This window comes from Streptococcus oralis (assembly GCF_026782235.1).
GTDB classification, from domain to species: domain Bacteria; phylum Bacillota; class Bacilli; order Lactobacillales; family Streptococcaceae; genus Streptococcus; species Streptococcus oralis_CC.
In genome coordinates this window covers 56,129-74,488 of the sequence record NZ_JAKUWE010000007.1, presented here as the reverse complement: position 1 = coordinate 74,488, position 18,360 = coordinate 56,129, and the positions used below count along the sequence as shown (strand labels likewise).

23 protein-coding genes are annotated in these 18,360 nt (G+C 37.2%); 4 read left to right on the top strand and 19 right to left on the bottom strand.

Annotated elements, in window-relative coordinates:
• Window positions 1-57 precede the first annotated feature (57 nt).
• The 14 genes from trmB to MK396_RS09535 form a co-directional block, all read right to left on the bottom strand.
• Window positions 58-693 (bottom strand): tRNA (guanosine(46)-N7)-methyltransferase TrmB, encoded by a 636-nt coding sequence (trmB, locus tag MK396_RS09600; protein ID WP_001266088.1) that lies wholly within the window; start codon window positions 691-693, stop codon window positions 58-60.
• The gene (ccrZ, locus tag MK396_RS09595) at window positions 690-1,484 is read right to left on the bottom strand and encodes a cell cycle regulator CcrZ (protein WP_000363019.1); all 795 of its coding nucleotides are present in this window, start codon (window positions 1,482-1,484) and stop codon (window positions 690-692) included. The genes trmB and ccrZ overlap by 4 nt, the downstream gene beginning before the upstream one ends.
• Window positions 1,485-1,646: 162 nt before the next feature.
• Window positions 1,647-2,258 carry a CPBP family intramembrane glutamic endopeptidase gene (locus MK396_RS09590; protein ID WP_254726620.1) on the bottom strand — a complete coding sequence of 204 codons (612 nt, stop codon included), beginning with the start codon at window positions 2,256-2,258 and terminating at the stop codon, window positions 1,647-1,649.
• A gap of 30 nt (window positions 2,259-2,288) precedes the next feature.
• A complete protein-coding gene (gene blpZ / locus MK396_RS09585) occupies window positions 2,289-2,537 on the bottom strand; it encodes an immunity protein BlpZ (protein ID WP_254726622.1) in 249 nt (82 codons plus the stop codon).
• A 954-nt stretch (window positions 2,538-3,491) separates the two neighbouring features.
• Window positions 3,492-3,701, bottom strand: a complete 210-nt coding sequence (locus MK396_RS09580; protein WP_049537864.1) for a Blp family class II bacteriocin — start codon at window positions 3,699-3,701, stop codon at window positions 3,492-3,494.
• A gap of 15 nt (window positions 3,702-3,716) precedes the next feature.
• Window positions 3,717-3,965, bottom strand: a complete 249-nt coding sequence (locus MK396_RS09575) for a Blp family class II bacteriocin (RefSeq protein WP_198459248.1) — start codon at window positions 3,963-3,965, stop codon at window positions 3,717-3,719.
• A gap of 247 nt (window positions 3,966-4,212) precedes the next feature.
• Entirely contained in the window at window positions 4,213-4,416 is a 204-nt protein-coding gene (locus MK396_RS09570; RefSeq protein WP_198459247.1) for a Blp family class II bacteriocin, read from the bottom strand.
• Window positions 4,417-4,431: 15 nt separating this feature from the next.
• Entirely contained in the window at window positions 4,432-4,686 is a 255-nt protein-coding gene (gene blpM, locus MK396_RS09565) for a two-peptide bacteriocin subunit BlpM (RefSeq protein WP_198459246.1), read from the bottom strand.
• 222 nt (window positions 4,687-4,908) lie between these two features.
• A complete protein-coding gene (locus MK396_RS09560; protein WP_000760542.1) occupies window positions 4,909-5,598 on the bottom strand; it encodes a CPBP family intramembrane glutamic endopeptidase in 690 nt (229 codons plus the stop codon).
• A 31-nt stretch (window positions 5,599-5,629) separates the two neighbouring features.
• Complete coding sequence (locus MK396_RS09555) at window positions 5,630-5,863, bottom strand: bacteriocin class II family protein (RefSeq protein WP_001093253.1); 234 nt, start codon at window positions 5,861-5,863, stop codon at window positions 5,630-5,632.
• 246 nt (window positions 5,864-6,109) lie between these two features.
• The gene (locus tag MK396_RS09550) at window positions 6,110-7,075 is read right to left on the bottom strand and encodes a thioredoxin domain-containing protein (protein ID WP_198459244.1); all 966 of its coding nucleotides are present in this window, start codon (window positions 7,073-7,075) and stop codon (window positions 6,110-6,112) included.
• Between the two features lie 160 nt (window positions 7,076-7,235).
• Complete coding sequence (locus tag MK396_RS09545) at window positions 7,236-7,640, bottom strand: immunity protein (RefSeq protein WP_125418573.1); 405 nt, start codon at window positions 7,638-7,640, stop codon at window positions 7,236-7,238.
• A 727-nt stretch (window positions 7,641-8,367) separates the two neighbouring features.
• Entirely contained in the window at window positions 8,368-8,571 is a 204-nt protein-coding gene (locus tag MK396_RS09540) for a hypothetical protein (protein ID WP_038804511.1), read from the bottom strand.
• Window positions 8,572-8,884: 313 nt separating this feature from the next.
• Window positions 8,885-9,088, bottom strand: a complete 204-nt coding sequence (locus tag MK396_RS09535) for a Blp family class II bacteriocin (protein ID WP_125418571.1) — start codon at window positions 9,086-9,088, stop codon at window positions 8,885-8,887.
• Between the two features lie 281 nt (window positions 9,089-9,369).
• Between MK396_RS09535 and blpA the strand changes: the two genes are divergently transcribed.
• The 3 genes from blpA to blpC are packed head-to-tail and all read left to right on the top strand — an operon-like array spanning window position 9,370 to window position 13,110.
• Window positions 9,370-11,523, top strand: coding sequence for a peptide cleavage/export ABC transporter BlpA (gene blpA / locus MK396_RS09530; RefSeq protein WP_254736412.1), 2,154 nt, complete (start codon window positions 9,370-9,372; stop codon window positions 11,521-11,523).
• A 10-nt stretch (window positions 11,524-11,533) separates the two neighbouring features.
• Window positions 11,534-12,895, top strand: a complete 1,362-nt coding sequence (locus MK396_RS09525; protein ID WP_125418567.1) for a bacteriocin secretion accessory protein — start codon at window positions 11,534-11,536, stop codon at window positions 12,893-12,895.
• A 56-nt stretch (window positions 12,896-12,951) separates the two neighbouring features.
• On the top strand, window positions 12,952-13,110 hold the full coding sequence (gene blpC / locus MK396_RS09520) for a quorum-sensing system pheromone BlpC (protein ID WP_125418565.1): 159 nt from the start codon (window positions 12,952-12,954) through the stop codon (window positions 13,108-13,110).
• A 279-nt stretch (window positions 13,111-13,389) separates the two neighbouring features.
• On the opposite strand, the gene MK396_RS09515 is transcribed toward blpC, so the two are convergent.
• The 3 genes from MK396_RS09515 to MK396_RS09505 are packed head-to-tail and all read right to left on the bottom strand — an operon-like array spanning window position 13,390 to window position 15,824.
• A complete protein-coding gene (locus MK396_RS09515; RefSeq protein ID WP_268724402.1) occupies window positions 13,390-14,730 on the bottom strand; it encodes a sensor histidine kinase in 1,341 nt (446 codons plus the stop codon).
• Between the two features lie 13 nt (window positions 14,731-14,743).
• Window positions 14,744-15,481, bottom strand: a complete 738-nt coding sequence (locus MK396_RS09510) for a response regulator transcription factor (protein WP_198459240.1) — start codon at window positions 15,479-15,481, stop codon at window positions 14,744-14,746.
• A gap of 4 nt (window positions 15,482-15,485) precedes the next feature.
• Window positions 15,486-15,824, bottom strand: coding sequence for a LytTR family DNA-binding domain-containing protein (locus tag MK396_RS09505; RefSeq protein WP_125418559.1), 339 nt, complete (start codon window positions 15,822-15,824; stop codon window positions 15,486-15,488).
• A gap of 280 nt (window positions 15,825-16,104) precedes the next feature.
• Here MK396_RS09505 and MK396_RS09500 point away from each other — a divergent pair, with 280 nt between their 5' ends.
• Window positions 16,105-16,434 (top strand): helicase BlpT, encoded by a 330-nt coding sequence (locus MK396_RS09500; protein ID WP_125418557.1) that lies wholly within the window; start codon window positions 16,105-16,107, stop codon window positions 16,432-16,434.
• A gap of 148 nt (window positions 16,435-16,582) precedes the next feature.
• Here the strand turns inward: MK396_RS09500 and MK396_RS09495 are convergent, their stop codons facing one another.
• A complete protein-coding gene (locus MK396_RS09495; protein ID WP_268724401.1) occupies window positions 16,583-17,632 on the bottom strand; it encodes an ABC transporter permease in 1,050 nt (349 codons plus the stop codon).
• Window positions 17,629-18,360: an ABC transporter ATP-binding protein gene (locus MK396_RS09490; RefSeq protein ID WP_268724400.1), complete on the bottom strand. Its 732-nt coding sequence runs from the start codon at window positions 18,358-18,360 to the stop codon at window positions 17,629-17,631. Before MK396_RS09490 ends, MK396_RS09495 begins: the two co-directional genes overlap by 4 nt.

Genomic DNA, 18,360 nt, shown 5'->3' with positions numbered 1-18,360 from the left:
CGTTTGTCAATTTATGTAAAGCATTAGCACTCAAACAGCTGGTTTTCAAGCTATTTCTTAAAATTCTGCTTCAACTCGGTAGATCACTTGACCTTTGCTGGAGAATTTTTGCTCATACTCTGTCATGACATTGCCTTCAAAATCACTGGCATGCAAGTCCAGCCAAACACCATTGAGTTTCATCCCATACTGAGAAAAGCTCACTAGACTGTACTCAAACAAGCCACGATTGTCTGTCTTGAAATGGATTTCCCCATTCTCAGGCAAGATGCGCTTGAAGGTATCCAAGAAACTCTTGTAAGTCAAACGACGTTTTTCATGGCGCTTTTTGGGCCAAGGATCCGAAAAATTCAAATAGAGGCGGTCAATCTCACCGTCTTCAAAGTAGTCAGTCAGATCTGAACCATCTACCCACAGCAATTTGATATTTGGCACTCCAACTTCAAGCACCTTGTCTAAGGCATAACTCAATACCGACTTTTGAATGTCAATCCCGATGTAGTTGATGTCAGGATTTTGCTTGGCCATTCCTGATACGAAGGCCCCTTTCCCACTTCCAACCTCTACATGAATAGGATGATCATTTCCAAACAAGTCTCGCCATTTCCCTTTAGCTTCCAAGGGATTGAGGACCACATACTGAGGATTGGCCTCTAGTAATTCTGTCGCCCCTTTACGATTTCTAACTCTCATCTCTTCTTTCCATACTTGTCACGGAAGACGCGCAAGGCGTAAATCTCCCGGTTTACATTGTCTAAATCTTGATTTTCACAGTATTTGGCAATCTGGTTCAAGTAAGAATACTGACCATACCAATACAATTTATCTAACACTGTCTGATTGTACTTATAGCCGTAGTCTCTCAACCATTGGCGCCACTGATGATCCGGAATGTAGTGGCATAGCAAATGCGCTACATCAAACATACGATCCGTCAGACGAACCGAATCCCAATCCACTAGATAAACGAGTCCACTCTCTGTCTCAATCCAATTACTATGACGAAGATCTCCATGCACAATCGTTGCATGGTCTTCCCTAAAACCTGGAACCGTCTTACCTAGCTCAGCAATCACACTGTTCAAATAGTGATTCTGCTTCAAGATTTCTGGAACCCCTTGCTGCCAAGAACGTAGCAAATCAACTGGTGTTTCCATGGTATATCCCAAACGGCTCAACTGCTTCATCAAGGGACGCGAGCGGTGAAGGCGGTTCAAGATATTGATAATCTGCTTGCGATTCATATCGTAAGGGGTCAAGATTTTACCCGTCAGCCATTCCTGAGCACACATATCACGGCCATCTGGCAAACGACGAGTCCATAGTAATTGAGGAGCGATTTGTTCTCTGGCTAGGCCAGGTAGGATTGGAGAGGTGTTCATTTTTACAAAGACGCGCTTCCCATCAGGGTAGCTTCCCATATAAGCTTTGCCACTCTTCCCAGGGATAGGGGTCAGCGTTAGCTCATTATCACCCAAGTCCATTTATTTCCTCCGTATAAAGTTTCCTTACTATTCTACTAGTTTTTGGTCTATTCGTCAACCAGTCCACACCCAATTCTCAAAGAAAAGCCTCTAGATTGGCTTTAGCCATTATTATGAAAAGAAAAAGGCAAGCATCATCGTCTGCTTACCTTTTCATGATTTTTAGAAATAAGTTAAAAGTGGCAAACTGTTGTAAGACATGTGGACTAGAGTAGAAACCCACAAATTTTGGCTCTTTTTATAAGCAACCCCCAGCAACAAGCCCCCAAGTAGATAATAGAAAAACGAAGGCACATCGTAAGGTTCATGCATGAAAGAAAAGAGAGAGGAAGTCAGTACAAGCCCTAACCAAGAATTTTCAAATATAGCCCCCTGAAAAAGTCCTCTGAACATGAGTTCCTCCTGGATTGGTGCCAAAACTGTAGCACTAACAATAAAGGAAAGCGACAGTCCTTTACTCGTTTCCTCAAGGTGTTGAGCCGAAGCACCAGAAACAACTGAGAAAAAAGCATGATAGCCTATATTTACCAGCACCGTAAGAAGAAAGATTCCAATGAACAGCAAGAGTTGTTTCTTGCTTAACATACCAAAAGAAATCATGTCAAACCATTTCGCATAGCCAAAACTAAGGAAAAGCAAGAGACTCTTTACAACAATGAATGTATACTGGTGTTGAAAATAATCCCCTTGATTGACGGAATATCCCGCTGCACCAACGATTGCAAAGACTAAAAATCCCAAAAACAAGGCATGACATTTATTAAAAATTCTCATAAAACTATCCTCCCCACCAAACAGACTTCCCTACACGTCATCTTTTAGCTCTAGCCTTTCCAAAACAAACCATTTGAGTAACCAAAATCCGACCACATAACCAGCCCCTAAGAATATAGCCATTAAAGCTAACATGGGATTTAGGAAATAAAAGATCACAACAGATATAAAGGTTAGCACAAAAACATTAAAGGCAATGGTGTCAGAAGCCAAGACTAGAATATAGGGCGTCAACCAGTCTAAGGTTTTTGAATCTAGGAAAAATAAGTGTTTATACATGATGTATTCCTATACAGCATAGAGAGTATAAACTCAAAGAAATACCTGGATTAATAACTCTATATACCAATCAAATCCTCTAATGTGGCCATAAAACCGAAACTGCCGCCCCCACCAGCTGCACAAATTAAATAGATCTGAATAGTCACCATTTATATTTTCATACTACCATCCTATCAAACAAATAATCAAAACAGACAATTCTACTTTCAATTGTTCACCTTTCGCTCCACTTCCAATATAGAATTTTCCTGACTACTATAGGATTGACTAACTTCTCATGATTCGTTGTTACCATGCTTTCAGCTCTCATCAGAACCTCACATCAATAGATAAGTCGTACATCTTTTCTCGTACACTCTCGTGATTTAAATATATGGATTAGGTATACCTATTTGTGCTTTAGAGTGTGAAGCCACTTTATCCTCTAAACGTGTCTTACTACTGTTCTTTAAGCCACGATTTCGCTATGCCTTCTTCTCCCCGCTACCTCACGATAGTCAGGCTTGAGAATCGCTATTGAATTCACCGGTAGCGGGTGCACACGGAGGACTTACACATCAAATAAACGTCATGCCCGTCGTACTCAAAAAAGAAAGGACGAAATTAGTCCTTTCTCGATCTTAGCTTTTCTTCAACTCACTACAGTTGACAATGAGCCAAAGGATAGTTAATAACCTATTGAAGTGTCAAATGTTGCTAACTCCATTTATCTTCAAATTTAAATAGACACATTATCGGAGTTATCAGTAAGAAAAAATCTAACCAATTCAGATAATTCATAATATAGGATATAATACCAGCCATAACGAAAAGGTACAAAGCTGTACGATATCCTCTCTTTGGGTTTTTATCAGCCTTGGTGTTAAAAATAATGTACACACAACAAATTGCAATGAGTATAAGCTGAATCATAGTCCCATTTAACATATTAACACCCATTCCTTTTTTAAACTATTTTGGGGGTCTCAATCCAAAAGCTATAATGCCACCTACTATAGCGCCCCCTGTTGCGCAAATCAAGTAAGCTTGAGGGCCTCCAGCAATACAAGATTGTCCTGCCTGAAATGCACCCGACAAGGCTCCTACAACTACATCTCCTCCCAATCCACCTCCAGAAATATTACTTAATTCTTGATTGTCTACTATTTTGTAATCAAACATAATTTCTACTCCCTTCTATGGCCAAATATTATCAGCAATTGCAGTAAAAGCACCACCAAGTTTAGCTCCAGCCCAAGCACAGCCAGCAGTCATAGCCCATGCGGAACCACCAGTAAGGAGTCCTCCTACCGTACACATAGCAACTCCGATACCTGCTCCATAGACAGCTCCTTTTCCCACTGTTCCCCAATCAGTTCCTCCCTCAATGCTAGCCAGCATATCAGTATCCATAATCTTAAATTGTTCCATCATTTTTGTATTCATATCGTATATAACTTTTCAGTTACGGAACAAGTTTAATATAAAAATTATCAAAAAAACATAGGCAATGAAGAGAAAAAATAATTTATCATGGATTAGAAATAATATGACAAAACAATTCAATGATGTTAATTCAATAGTCTTTTGTTTTTTATCAGAGGTACTTATAGATAGATAGATAAATAAGATATGTTTGGAAAGCGAAGAGAATAATATAGAATATAGCCTTCATAAAATATAGCTTCCATTTTTATGATGTAGCACTATAGGCTAAATATCCACAAATCACTGCTCCTCCAATTCCTCCTATTGCAGCGCCCCATGGTCCTAGAAACTTCCCATATTTCACTCCACCCGCTGCACAACCTAAAGCAGCAACTACAGCCGCTCCTCCGGAATTACCTCCATAAATCTCACTTAACATTGTTTCATCTACATTATAATAAGTATTCATACAAATCTCCTTTTATCAAAATCCACCCGTTGCACCTGTTACTCCTGCCCAAAGAGCCACACCAAATTTAGCTCCTATGTATCCACATTCTCCCATAAATAGCGCTCCAACACCACTCGCAGCACAAATGGCTGTTCCTAAGCCCCAGCCACCAAAAGCTGCACCACCACCTTCTAAGACATTAGTTTGCCAATTATTCTTGCCTCCTTCAATACTAGATAACATAGTTATATCCATTTCATGAAATTGTGACATCATTTTTGTATTCATGATGAATACTCCTTTTTATTTTTAATTTTTTTCCTGTTGCAACTTTGACAAGTTTAGTATATCACTGTTTATTAATTTTTTTCATCCAAATCTTGAATTGTCATCGAAATGTCTTGAATTACTCAAAGAGCACAATCTTCCCAATCAACTAATAAGAAGTGAATAATATTAAATTCTATTATTCACTTCTTATAATCGATAATTATTTTTAATCTACTATTTTTAGCTAAATATCCTGTGTAAAAAAGTCAGCAAAAATGGTAATGTCGCTACGATATTATTGATAACATGCACCGCATAGGATGGATAAATGCTCTTGGTATAGCGGGTCAAACCAGCAAAGATGATTCCAACTGTTGCAAAGACGAAGATATCTAACAGACTAGGCAGGCTTGAAAAATGAGGGAGAGCAAATAAAATAGAAGGAAGAAGCAAATCAAGACCAAATCGCGAATGCTTAAAGAAAGCATGTTGCAGTAATCCTCTATAGATTAACTCTTCCATCAGTGGAACCAGAAAGAACAGGGCTATATAAATACCTAGCTCTGCAAAGTTAGTCCCACTATAACCAATCAATACAGCCCAACCTTCCGCAGTTGACTGAACATGTTTAGCTGTCTGAACGTTAAAAGAGATCTGGAACACTACCACTAATACTGTCAAAATCGAATACCAAAGCCATTTTTTTCTTGGAATGCGAAAGAGATAACCATGGCCTGTCTTAACAAGAACCACAATCATGACTCCAATAAAAAGTAAACTCAAGATATTTTGAATCCAGAATAAATTGCCTATCTGAGAAGAAAATTGCCAATAGTTTTGGACGATAAGCGTCAGCTGAGAAAGACCAAATACGAAAAATAGGTAGGATAAAATTGCACTTGTTTTGAATAGAAGCTGATACTTTTTCATAGAAATTCTTCCTCATTTCTTATATTTCAGCCTATATTCCACATAAATGAAAACCTGCTCCTATATAACCAAGGTCACGATAACCACGCGGGCAGTACCCACTTACTGGGAAAGGACCTGAATTTTTTAATATAGAAGGGTAAGGACCAAATGGACTGTCCTGATAAGCATACCCTCTATAAATACCAGATACATCCCCACCCTCTATACAAGCAAGCATTTCAGTATCCATAATTTCAAATTGTTCCATCATTTTTGTATTCATGACAAATACTCCTTTTTTTATTTTTAATTTTTTGTCCTGTTGCAACTTTGACAAGTTTAGTATATCATCGTTTATTAATTTTTTTCATCCAAATCTTGAATTGTCATCAAAACGTCTTGAATTGTTAAAAAATTTAAAAAGCAAGCATTAAAAACATACTTGCCCTTTCACTCTTGTCTATAGGAAAATTCTAGCCATATGTTATTACAAACAAATAATATCATTGCACCTGTTTACCATCTATTTTTATTTATGAATTCTTTGTCTCCACTTAATCATACCTGAAGTAATTAAGAGTGCAACCGCTAGACGTAATAGATTGTAACTTTCTTCCACTCCTGTATTAGGTAGTAATTGTTTACTCAAATGAGTGGTTTTGGAGGGAGAATCATTCCCCTCAACCTTGGATAAAGTAGTTTGTAACTTCTCAGTATTTTCAGAAATCGTCTGAGATGACTCCCCTCGCTTCTTTTTATCTATCATTACCAAATCTTCAGACTGAACAGTTATAGTGTTAGAAGGAGGAATATTATCCTTCAATGGCTCTCTGTTATCACTGTTATTGGTCGAATTTTCCTTTGAATTCTTCACCTCTCCTGTTTTATCATCACGGACACTTCCAGTTACTGTATCCTCAGAAGATGCCACTGTCTCCGTTTGCTTAGGTGAGTTTCTCGAGTACATATAATCATACACCTGTTGTGCAGTCGCTCCCCCACCAACCCATCCAGATATCGGATGTCCATTTCTTAAATACAAAATTGTTGGTGTTCCTGGAATACCGACTTTTTTAAATAGAAACTCTCTCGCTTCCCCGTCAAAATCTTTACCATCCAAATCATAATACTCTAACTTCTTTTCAATCAGGTTATTAAATTCTTTCAATTCAGGAGAAAATTGACGACAATGAGAGCATGTTTTTCTACCAAAATATATAGTATGTTCCAATTGGTCCCCAGTAAAAGATTGACGAACGGCTTCAATATCTATCTTTTTAAATTCCGCAACATTCTGCTCATACTCCTCGGGAGTTACAACGGAAGGTTTATGCTCCACATTTTCCTTAGCCGATGGCAAATCTGGTGCCACAAGAGAACTATCATTCGCCTGGATAGATGAAGTAGTCTGTTCTTCTGCATATACAACACCCGTAGTAATAGATGCAAATACAAGTGGTACAAGTAATAGCGATTTTATCTTTTGTTTCTTCATAAGAATACTCCTTTACATTTGTTATCTTTATCTTACCTTATTTAAGATTACAAATTCATCCAAATCTTGAATTGTCATCGAAACATCTTGAATTGCAAAATCTTCATTATAAAAGGGTAAGTATTTCAAAAACACTTACCCTTTTATACTTCATTAGCTTCTACTTTTTATAATACTTCAATCCCCAAATGAGCAGAAACATGATAATCAAGCAGAGAATAGCGCCAATGTAGACAATTAATTGCTGATAGGATTCTGTTGCTGTGATACCTCTATACAAACAAATAATACACATAAAGCCTGTCAAGCCGATGAACATAAGTTGATTGATTCTAGGACTAACCAAATCATCATCTTCAAACTCTCTTATCCTCATCTCCCTAGTGAGATAAACAGTAACCAAAATAGAAGCTAAGTTAATAATAACTAGAAGCAATTGAAAAATTAAGGAAAAATGTAACAACTGACGAGATAAAAATAGATAAGTAGAGACAAGCAAAAGCAACTGACATAGGAACAATCTCGCAAGGAAGATATTCCGTTTTTTAGCAAGAAAAGTTTTCATTCCTTTTCTTTCTTTTTAATTAAAACAAAATAGATCATAACCGCAATCAGATAGGCTATGGTATAAAATAGATGATACCAAATACTCTCCCTAAGCGGATAAAGAAAGATGGACATGATCAGATACAAGGTTAAAATGATTAATATTTTTTTCTTCATAAGATTTCCTCCTAAATGTATGCTTTATCTTAGTTTAGCTACAACCTTTACACTGCTAGTATAGCACTCATTTTGATTTTGAATCACTGAAATCATAAATGATCATCAAAACATCTTGAACAATAACAAGATTTTCATCTATACAAAAATAGTTATACTCAACAACAATCCAACTAAAGAACTAAACACATATAGTTTAAAATACTTTTTGAGATTTCAAACAATACTGACAAAGTTAATAATAAACCTGTGGTAGTATTTCCCAGTTCTACTGCTTTCTAATTTTATAAGTGTATTAATTAAATAATGTATTAGAAAAAACGAACAAGACTGTGTTAATAACCTATCTTATTCGTTTAATTTATTAGACTTGTTCAAGAATTATTTGAAGCAAGATTTGGTTAAGCAGTTAATTTTTAATGTTCCAACTAGCCATTAGTTTTTAGTTTTCACCTATTTAAATCAGCTAAAATAATCCTTAATAGCACCTGTATATTATAGTTCCGGAGTTTCAACAAAATACCGAACAAGTCGATTATTCAATTTTTATAGAAGTTTACAAGCACCTTTTAACATGGAACTGGAGGTGCAGGATTCCATGAACTTTTTGGAATGCATACTGGAGGAACATATGGACCAGGTTTTATCATCCCTCCGATACTCTTCAAAATCCCCCAGCCAATACATCCGATATCTCCAATAAAACAGTCATCTCCACCACTAATTGTCTCTAATTCTACTTCATTCAAAGCAATATAATCAATTTTTTTCATTGTTATAATTCATTCCTTTCGTTTTACTTAAGGCACAACACAGAATGAAAAAGTGTTGTGCTCTTTATTTTGTTTTATAATAATAATGAGAAAGCCTATCACTACTACAAATCACGGATAGGTGAATAAATGAGTGGTACAGCCACTACCTCGTATTTTTATAGGTGTCATTCTTTCCATCAAGCACAAGAACTGTGACTAGGAGCACGTAAACTTATAATTGAATAAGCGACTCGTTTGCAAAAGAACAGTTTCTATCCGTACATAGGTCATTAAGTTATATATATTCTTATACAATACAACACTATTATATCTATACACGAACACAGAACCACTGATGAGGATTTTTCCGGCATTGATTCGTAAAATCACCAATTGCTGTATCAACAATTCTACCTACAACATAGCCGCCTACCGTCCAAAACACAGCATCATCAACCCCAAATATTCCTCCCTCTATTCTATCAAGCATTTCATTATCTATAACAGAAAATTGTGACATCATTTTTGTATCCATGACAAATACTCCTTTTTATTTTTAATTTTTGTCTTGTTGCAACTTTGACAAGTTTAGTATATCATTGTTTGTTAAAGTTTTTCATCCAAATCTTGAATTGTCATCGAAACGTCTTGAATTAGCTTTTTATTTCAAAATACACCTATAGATTTTTAAAGAAAGATAGTTTCTAATCACTTTTTTACCATTCAGGAAGTTTCAATGACAATTCAAGATTTTATAAAATATGAACTTAGTATCATGGTATAATAAATTCATATTTTATATGAAAGGATTTGCCAATGACTTCTTATAAACGTACATTTGTTCCTCAAATAGATGCCAGAGACTGTGGTGTCGCTGCCTTAGCCTCGATTGCCAAATTCTATGGTTCAGATTTTTCTCTAGCTCACTTGAGAGAACTTGCAAAGACCAATAAAGAAGGGACGACTGCTCTTGGCATTGTAAAAGCCGCTGATGAAATGGGCTTTGAAACAAGGCCTGTTCAAGCAGATAAAACGCTCTTTGACATGAGCGATGTCCCCTATCCATTTATCGTTCACGTTAACAAAGAAGGGAAACTCCAACATTACTATGTTGTCTATCAAACAAAGAAAGACTATCTGATTATTGGTGATCCTGATCCTTCTGTAAAAATCACCAAAATGTCAAAAGAACGCTTTTTCTCTGAATGGACTGGAGTAGCTATTTTTCTAGCTCCCAAACCCAGCTATCAACCCCATAAAGATAAAAAGAATGGTCTACTGAGCTTCCTCCCTCTGATTTTCAAACAAAAATCTCTCATTGCTTACATTGTTCTCTCAAGCTTATTAGTCACTATTATCAATATCGGTGGTTCTTATTATCTCCAAGGAATCTTGGATGAGTACATTCCAAATCAGATGAAATCAACTTTAGGAATTATCTCAATTGGTCTAATTATCACCTATATCCTCCAACAAGCCATGAGCTTCTCCAGAGATTATCTCCTAACTGTTCTGAGTCAGAGATTAAGCATTGATGTAATTTTGGCCTATATTCGCCATATCTTTGAACTTCCTATGTCTTTCTTTGCGACACGTCGTACAGGAGAAATCATTTCACGCTTCACAGATGCCAACTCTATTATAGATGCCTTAGCTTCTACCATTCTCTCTCTTCTTCTTGATGTTTCCATTCTGATCCTTGTAGGGAGCGTCTTACTAGCACAAAATCCTAACCTCTTTCTTCTTTCTCTTATTTCCATCCCTATTTACATATTTATCATCTTTTCTTTTATGAAGCCTTTTGAAAAAATGAACCATGATGTCATGCAAAGTAATTCTATGGTTAGTTCTGCCATTATCGAAGATATCAACGGGATCGAAACCATCAAGTCACTCACAAGTGAAGAAAATCGCTACCAAAATATTGACAGTGAATTTGTCGATTATTTGGAAAAATCCTTTAAGCTCAGTAAATATTCTATTTTACAAACGAGTTTAAAGCAGGGAACAAAGTTAGTTCTTAATATCTTTATCCTATGGTTTGGTGCTCAATTAGTCATGTCGAGTAAGATTTCTATCGGTCAGCTGATTACCTTTAATACACTTCTTTCTTACTTTACAACTCCTATGGAAAATATTATCAACCTACAAACTAAACTCCAATCTGCGAAGGTTGCTAATAACCGCTTGAACGAGGTCTACTTAGTCGAATCTGAATTTCAAGTTCAAGAAAATCCTGTTCATTCAAATTTTTTGATGGGCGATATTGAATTTGATGACCTTTCTTATAAGTATGGTTTTGGGCGAGATACCTTAACAGATATCAATCTAACGATTAAAGAAGGTGATAAGGTTAGCCTAGTTGGAGTTAGTGGTTCTGGTAAAACAACTCTAGCCAAAATGATTGTCAACTTCTTTGACCCTTACAAAGGACAGATTACCATCAATCATCAGGATATTAAAAATATTGATAAAAAAATCTTGCGACGTCATATTAATTACCTGCCCCAACAAGCCTATATCTTTAATGGCTCTATCTTGGAAAACTTAACCTTGGGCGGTAATAGTATGATTAGCCAAGAAGATATTCTAAAAGCTTGCGAATTAGCTGAAATCCGTCAAGATATTGAAAGAATGCCTATGGGCTATCAAACTCAACTTTCTGATGGAGCAGGTCTGTCAGGAGGACAGAAGCAACGAATCGCCCTCGCTCGTGCTCTTTTAACTAAATCTCCTGTTTTAATACTAGATGAAGCTACTAGTGCTCTAGATGTTTTGACTGAGAAAAAGGTTATAGATAATCTTATGTCCCTAACTGATAAAACCATTCTCTTTGTAGCCCATCGTCTAAGTATAGCCGAACGGACTAACCGTGTCATTGTTCTTGACCAAGGGAAAATCATTGAAGTTGGTAGTCATCAAGAGTTAATACAGGCGCAAGGCTTCTACCATCATCTATTCAACAAATAAGGAGAATGTTATGAATCCTAATCTTTTTAGAAGCGTCGAGTTTTATCAGAGACGTTACCATAATTATGCGACAGTATTGATCATACCACTTTCATTACTGTTTACTTTCATCGTGATTTTCTCCCTTGTTGCTACAAAAGAGATTACTGTTACATCGCAAGGAGAAGTCACTCCTACAAGTGTCATTGCATCTATTCAGTCAACCAGTGATAATCCTATCTTAGCTAATCATTTAGTGGCAAATCAAGTAGTTGAAAAAGGTGACTTACTCATCAAATACTCTGAAACAATGGAAGAAAGTCAGAAAACTGCCTTAGAAACTCAGTTACAAAGACTTGAGAAGCAAAAAGAAGGACTTGGAATTTTGAAACAAAGCTTAGAAAAAAATACCGATCTTTTTTCTGGTGAGGATGAGTTTGGCTACTATAATACCTTTATGAATTTTACTAAACAAGCTCATGATATTGAGCTGGGTATCTCAAAGACTAACACTGAAGTTTCAAATCAAGCCAATCTTGCTAATAGCAGTTCATCAGCTATCGAACAAGAAATTACAAAAATTCAACAACAAATTGGAGAATATCAAGAGCTGAGAGATGCTATCATAAACAAAAGAGCACGCTTACCGACTGGCAATCCACACCAGTCAACCTTGAATAGTTATCTGGTAGCATCACAAGGACAAACACAAGGAGCTATAGAAGAGCAATTTTTATCTCAAATCAATCAAAGTGTTACAGGCCTCGAATCATCTATCGCAAGTCTCAAAATTCAGCAAGCTGGTATCGGAAGTGTAGCAACTTATGATAATAGTTTAGAAACCAAAATTGAAGTACTTCGTACTCAGTTTTTACAAACAACTTCTCAGCAACAACTAGCTGTGGAAAATCAACTAACAGAATTAAAAGTACAACTAGATCAAGCGACACAGCGCTTGGAAAACAATACCTTAACCGCTCCAAGTAAAGGTATCGTTCATCTGAACAGCGAATTTGAAGGTAAAAATAGAATTCCAACTGGTACAGAAATTGCTCAAATATTCCCTATTATAACAGATACAAGAGAAGTACTAATCACTTACTACGTATCATCTGACTATCTCCCCTTACTAGATAAAGGACAAACTGTAAGATTAAAACTTGAGAAGATTGGAAATCACGGTATTACCATCATCGGCCAACTTCAGAGCATTGATCAAACTCCCACCAGAACAGAGCAAGGAAATCTCTTTAAATTAACCGCTCTTGCAAAACTATCTGGTGAGGACAGTAAACTCATCCAATATGGTCTACAAGGTCGCGTCACTAGTGTAACTGCAAAGAAAACATATTTTGATTATTTCAAAGATAAAATTTTAACACATTCTAATTAATTTTCAGATAACACTCTATAACTATTTATTATCTTATAAAACAGGAGAATCATAACATGGATAAGAAACAAAACCTAACTTCATTTCAAGAATTAACAACTACTGAACTCAATCAAATTACAGGTGGAGGATGGTGGTTAGATTCAATATTAAGCATATTAACATCTAACTCATCAAACCAAGCCAATAGGTCTAGAAATTATCAACAAATGTAATCATACAAAGTGCTTTTGGATAAAAAGCTTGGCTTTATAATATTTGTAGTGGGTAAATCTCCTATAGATATTATGAAGCCTATTTTGTTGTAAAAGAATAAGACAGTAACCTCAGGATAGCTACTGTCTAGTCTCGTTTCTTCTTAAATCCCTTATTGACTTAACAAATGGTAAAAAAACTTAAAAATTATAAAAATCCATAATTAATCTTTCCAAAACATTTATATTATAGAATTCTGTTATATTTATTCCATTATTTAATCATTCTATTACTTGCTGTCATTCAATTGATAACATTGTCAAAACCTGACGAAAGACTTGATTTTGACAGGTTGTATTGAGACTAGCATTGGGATAACTTTCAACAATCTTCCTGACGGTATAGAGACCAACACCTCGTTCCTCCCCTTTAGAACTAACTCCAAAAGAGAAGATTTCAGAAACATCTATGCCCTCTTCTTTGATGGAGTTTTCAATGATAAAGATCTCCTGTTCTCCATTTTTTAAAAAGGCGATTGAAACATGAGGTTGACTAGCCTCTGCACTGGCTTCAATAGCATTGTCACAAAGGATAGATACGATAGTTAAAAAATCAAGCAGACTCATCCCCTCAACTTGAATCTCCTCAGGAACTTCGACATTAAAGACAATATCCTTTTCTCTGGCTTTTATAAATTTTCCTGCAAGGAGACTTTTGAGGGCACGATCACGAATATTCACCAACCGTCCAAGGTCATATTTATTGTCCTGAAATTTCTGGACGGAGTCCTTTAAAACGGAGTTGTAGACCTCTTTTATCTGCTCCATATCCTCCTCTTCAATACCTAGGCGTAGGCTAGTCAAGAGGTTGGCATAATCATGACGAAAGCTCCGTACTTCCTTGTAAAGTTCCTCTATATGCCGACTATACCGCTCCATTTCTCTATAGCGCAAAACCTGCTCTTGGTTCAGTTTCTCCTGAAGTTTTTCCTTCAAGTAGGTATCAAATTTCTTGATAATCCCCATAAAAAAGAGCAAGTAAAACACCAGAATCAGATGGCGAATAGTCGTTGATTGAATATCTTGTACATATTCTAAATAAGACAAACTTTGCATCACTAGATAGTAGGCTCCCATTATCCAGTTAATCTTAGTCAGAGACTTTTGAAAATCTTTGTCTAGAATCTCCCTTCTCAAGCTAGTAAAATCATAGTCTAACCATTTCAAAAAGGCTAGAGAAATAAAGCAAATGAAAATTCTTATAAATAACCAAATAAAAGAGAGGTCATCGTACACTTGCCCTTGCCCCAAAAATGGAAGCACAAAATAGGAGATTCCTCTATAAAAGAGATTTACCAATATCATTGGAAAGAGACCATAAAATAGAAGGAGTTTTTTAGAAAACCCTCTTAAAAACAAGAAAGATAAACCTATGCCGTACAAGGGTTCCACAAAATAAGATAGGTAAGCATTTCCTACTATATAGCTAATCGTTACAAAAACAACTGCCAAAAGTATCTTAAAAAGAAAGGCCTTAAAAACTCTCTCCAGAGTCAGAACAATTCCATCCACCTTAAAAAATATAAACAATTCCAATCCAGATATCAAAAACGCATATACTATCTTCCAAACTAATTCCATTCCATCACCTCACTCAGTGTAAGTTATTGATAGCCTCAGACACTTCCCTGACCTTATAACGCGCGATTAGACAGCTTCCACCATTGGGAAAGAAAAGGAGTTTTTCTTTCTTATCCAATTGAACCACATTGGCAGGATTGATGAGAAAAGAGCGGTGGCACTGCAAGAGACGGGGTTCCTGCTTGAGAACCTCCTCTAAACTCGCTGTAAATTCCAACCTATCCGTCTTGGTATAGAGAATAACACGATGGGCTCTAGGCGACGTTTCGAGATAGTAAACCTCTTTAAAGGGATACTGGAATTGAGCAAATTTTGATTTAAAGTAAAAGCAATCTTCCGCCAGACTTTTACTATCTTGACTATTGGCATAGAGGAGGGCTGTCTCGATCCGAGATTCAAACTCCTCTGTCGACAAGGCCTTATCAATGTAGTCCAAAGCTGACACTTGGTAGCGAAAGGACAGGGGCATAAACTCCGAGTGAGTTGTCACAAAGACGATTAGAGCATAAGGATCCCGATCCCGAATCTTTCTAGCCACTTCTAGCCCCTTCATCTCTTCGTTTCGAATCTCAATATCCAAAAAGAAAAGCTGATGCACCCCCTTCTCATCCACCTCTGCCAGCAGTTGGTCTGGTTTCCCAAAGACTTCAAAAGAACTAGGAATGATACTCTGTTTTTTCAAAAGTTTTTCAATCGTCGTTTCAATTCTAACTTGTTGGGAAAAGTCATCTTCTAAAACAAATATTCTCATCTTCTTACTCTCCTTGTTTCAACCATTTTTGGCGAATGTCTCTATAGCGACGTCTGGCATACTGAACAGCATATCGACCTTCTTCTCCAAGAAAAAGAGTCTTTCTTTGGATATCCATGGATTTTAGTCGTTCAAGGTTGACCAGACAATTTCGATGACATCTCGTCAAGGTTTCCCCATATTGTTTCTCAAGATTGCTTAAATTTTGAAACAGATCAAAGCTAGCGTTTTCTGTAACAATCTGCACGGTATGGGCTTTACTTGGATGCGTTTGGATATAGTAGATATCCTTTATGTTTAATTTGAAAATTTCTTTCTCTTTTTGGATGATGATATAGTTCATGGATAAAACCTCCTGAAGAGAGGATACCATAAGTCTAGAAACTATTTTTCACCAAATCCTAAACGGTTCTTAAAAATTCCTAAAGTGTCGAAGGTTTTACAAAATAACTATGATAACCTTACAACTATTTTATCATAAAATCCCGCTATTACCATTCAGGAAATTTCAATGACAATTAAAGATTTAAAGCTGAAAAAGGAGATAAAAGTGATAGACTGGCAGTATCAAAAAAACAGTTGCTAGAAACAAGACTAGCACCCAGATTAAAGGAGGAATTCTCATGACAGATACAGAACCTATCAAAAGAGCTCAGATTTTGATTACTGAGTTAAACAAAGCCTATCAAGCATGCAAACAGGCAACAGCTGATGACGTTCGCTTTCAGGAGCAACTGAACAATATTCTCCGCTTTCTCTCTAAAGCTGAGACAATGGATAATCGATTCTTGATTGAGCTGGAAAAATTTTACCAAACTTCCAGTCTCCTCATGGGCCTCAGTGCTCTCAATCCAGATGCTCCTACTCGCGCCGCTTGGCGGGCCTATGACCGTTTCCACTTTGACCAAGTCAAGACTAAGTTGAGTCTCTACGGACCAACCATTATCTTGTAGAAAATAAAAGAAGCTGAGACAGAACTCAACTTCTTTTTTAGTATCATATAAGCAATGTTATACTCAATGAAAATCAAAGAGCAAACTAGGAAGCTAGCCGCAGGTTGCAGATAAAGCTGACGTAGTTTGAAGAGATTTTCGAAGAGTATTAGTCCTGCATCTGACGTTTCACCTGATAAGGGAGATACAAGATTTGCAGGACCAGTCCAGCTCCAAGCAGGGCTAGAAGAGCTAGTTTTTCTTGGAGGGTAATCAAACCAACTATCAGCTGAACCAATAAAACAAAACCTGTCAATCCTCGGATAACTTCCTGTAGTCCCTTCTCTTTCTCCCCTTTTTCTAGTGGAAAGAGCTGGGTCAAATACTGGTAGTCAAAAGCACGATAGAGAGCCAACAACTGGAAGAGCATAAGGTAATTAAACAGGACAACCACTGCCGTCGCAATCCAAGACTGCTCGATAAAGATCAAAGCTAACAAGGATAGGAGCAAGAGACGGAGACTGAGGGCAAAGAGGTCTCCATTTCGCAGATAAGAACGAAGATAGAGATTTTGCCAGATCTTCCCAGGCACTTTCTGAACTACTTTAAGGATGAAATCTAGATAAGCGCGACGTTTGACACTATTTGAAACGCCCTTGACCTGAGTAAAGAGAGCAAAGAAACGAAGCAAAACTTGCTTGCGTTTGCTTTCTTGGGAAATGACAAAGTCCCAGTCGAGACTAGTCTCAGTAAAAAATTTACTGGCTTTTTGGCGAAAGAGGAGATATTTCCCAGCTCCCAGTAAAAGCACATAGATGAGAAAAACTGGCAAGCCATAACCCATGGCTAAAAATAAGGGCGCAAATAAAAGCAAGAAAAGGGTTTGGACAAAGAGCCAAAAAACTAGCGAGCGCACTGTCTGCCCTTTGAGGTGGGACTTAACCTCCTCTTCACTGACTAAGAGAAAGAGCTTGTCAGGCCCTTCCATGTAGGTTGCGATTCCTCCCCAAGCCATAAGCAAGGCAGATACAATCCCCAAAAACAAGAGGATAGGCCAGTGGTTTTCAGGAAAATGTTGCAGGAGTTGACTGTACTGGTAAGCTAGAAAACCGATAAGAACTAGCAGGAACAAGACAAAGTGGTCATTGAGAACATAGCGCAGATAACCGACACACTCCTTACGAAAAGCCTGCTTTCGCTTTAAAAACAAGTCTTTCATAGCTCCTCCTCTTTGGTCAGAGCCAAGTAAATATCATTCAAACTCGCTTCAGGCATGTCAAAGGCTTCGCGGAGTTGATGGAGTTTCCCCTGAGCTCGCACCTCCCCCTTGTGGAGGATGACAAAGGCATCACACATCTTCTCCGCCGAATCCAGCACGTGGGTACTCATGAGAATGGACTTGCCTTTTTGCTTTTCTACTTCCAAAAGCTGAATCAAGTCAGAAATAGCTAGCGGATCGAGGCCAAGGAAAGGCTCATCAACGATGAAAAGACTCGGATCCACGACAAAAGCACAGATAATCATGACCTTCTGCTTCATCCCTTTGGAAAAATGCACTGGGAACCAGTCTAATTTTTGGTCCAAACGGAACATTTTTAACAAAGGTTCCGCACGATCAAAAGCCACTTTTTGCTCAATACCATAAGCCATGGCAACCGTCTCGATATGCTCTCTGAGGGTCAATTCCTCATACAAGCTAGGCGTTTCAGGAATATAGCCAATCTGCTTGCGGTAGCTAGTCGCATCTTCTCGCAGGGTTAAACCATTAATCTTAATTTCCCCACTGTAAGGCGTCAAAAGACCGATAATCTCATTGATAGTCGTTGATTTTCCAGCACCGTTGAGACCAATCAAACCGACCAATTGCCCACTTTCAACGATAAAGGACACATCTTTCAAGACAGGAACGTGGACATAGCCTCCTGTCAGGTTTTTAATTTCTAACAT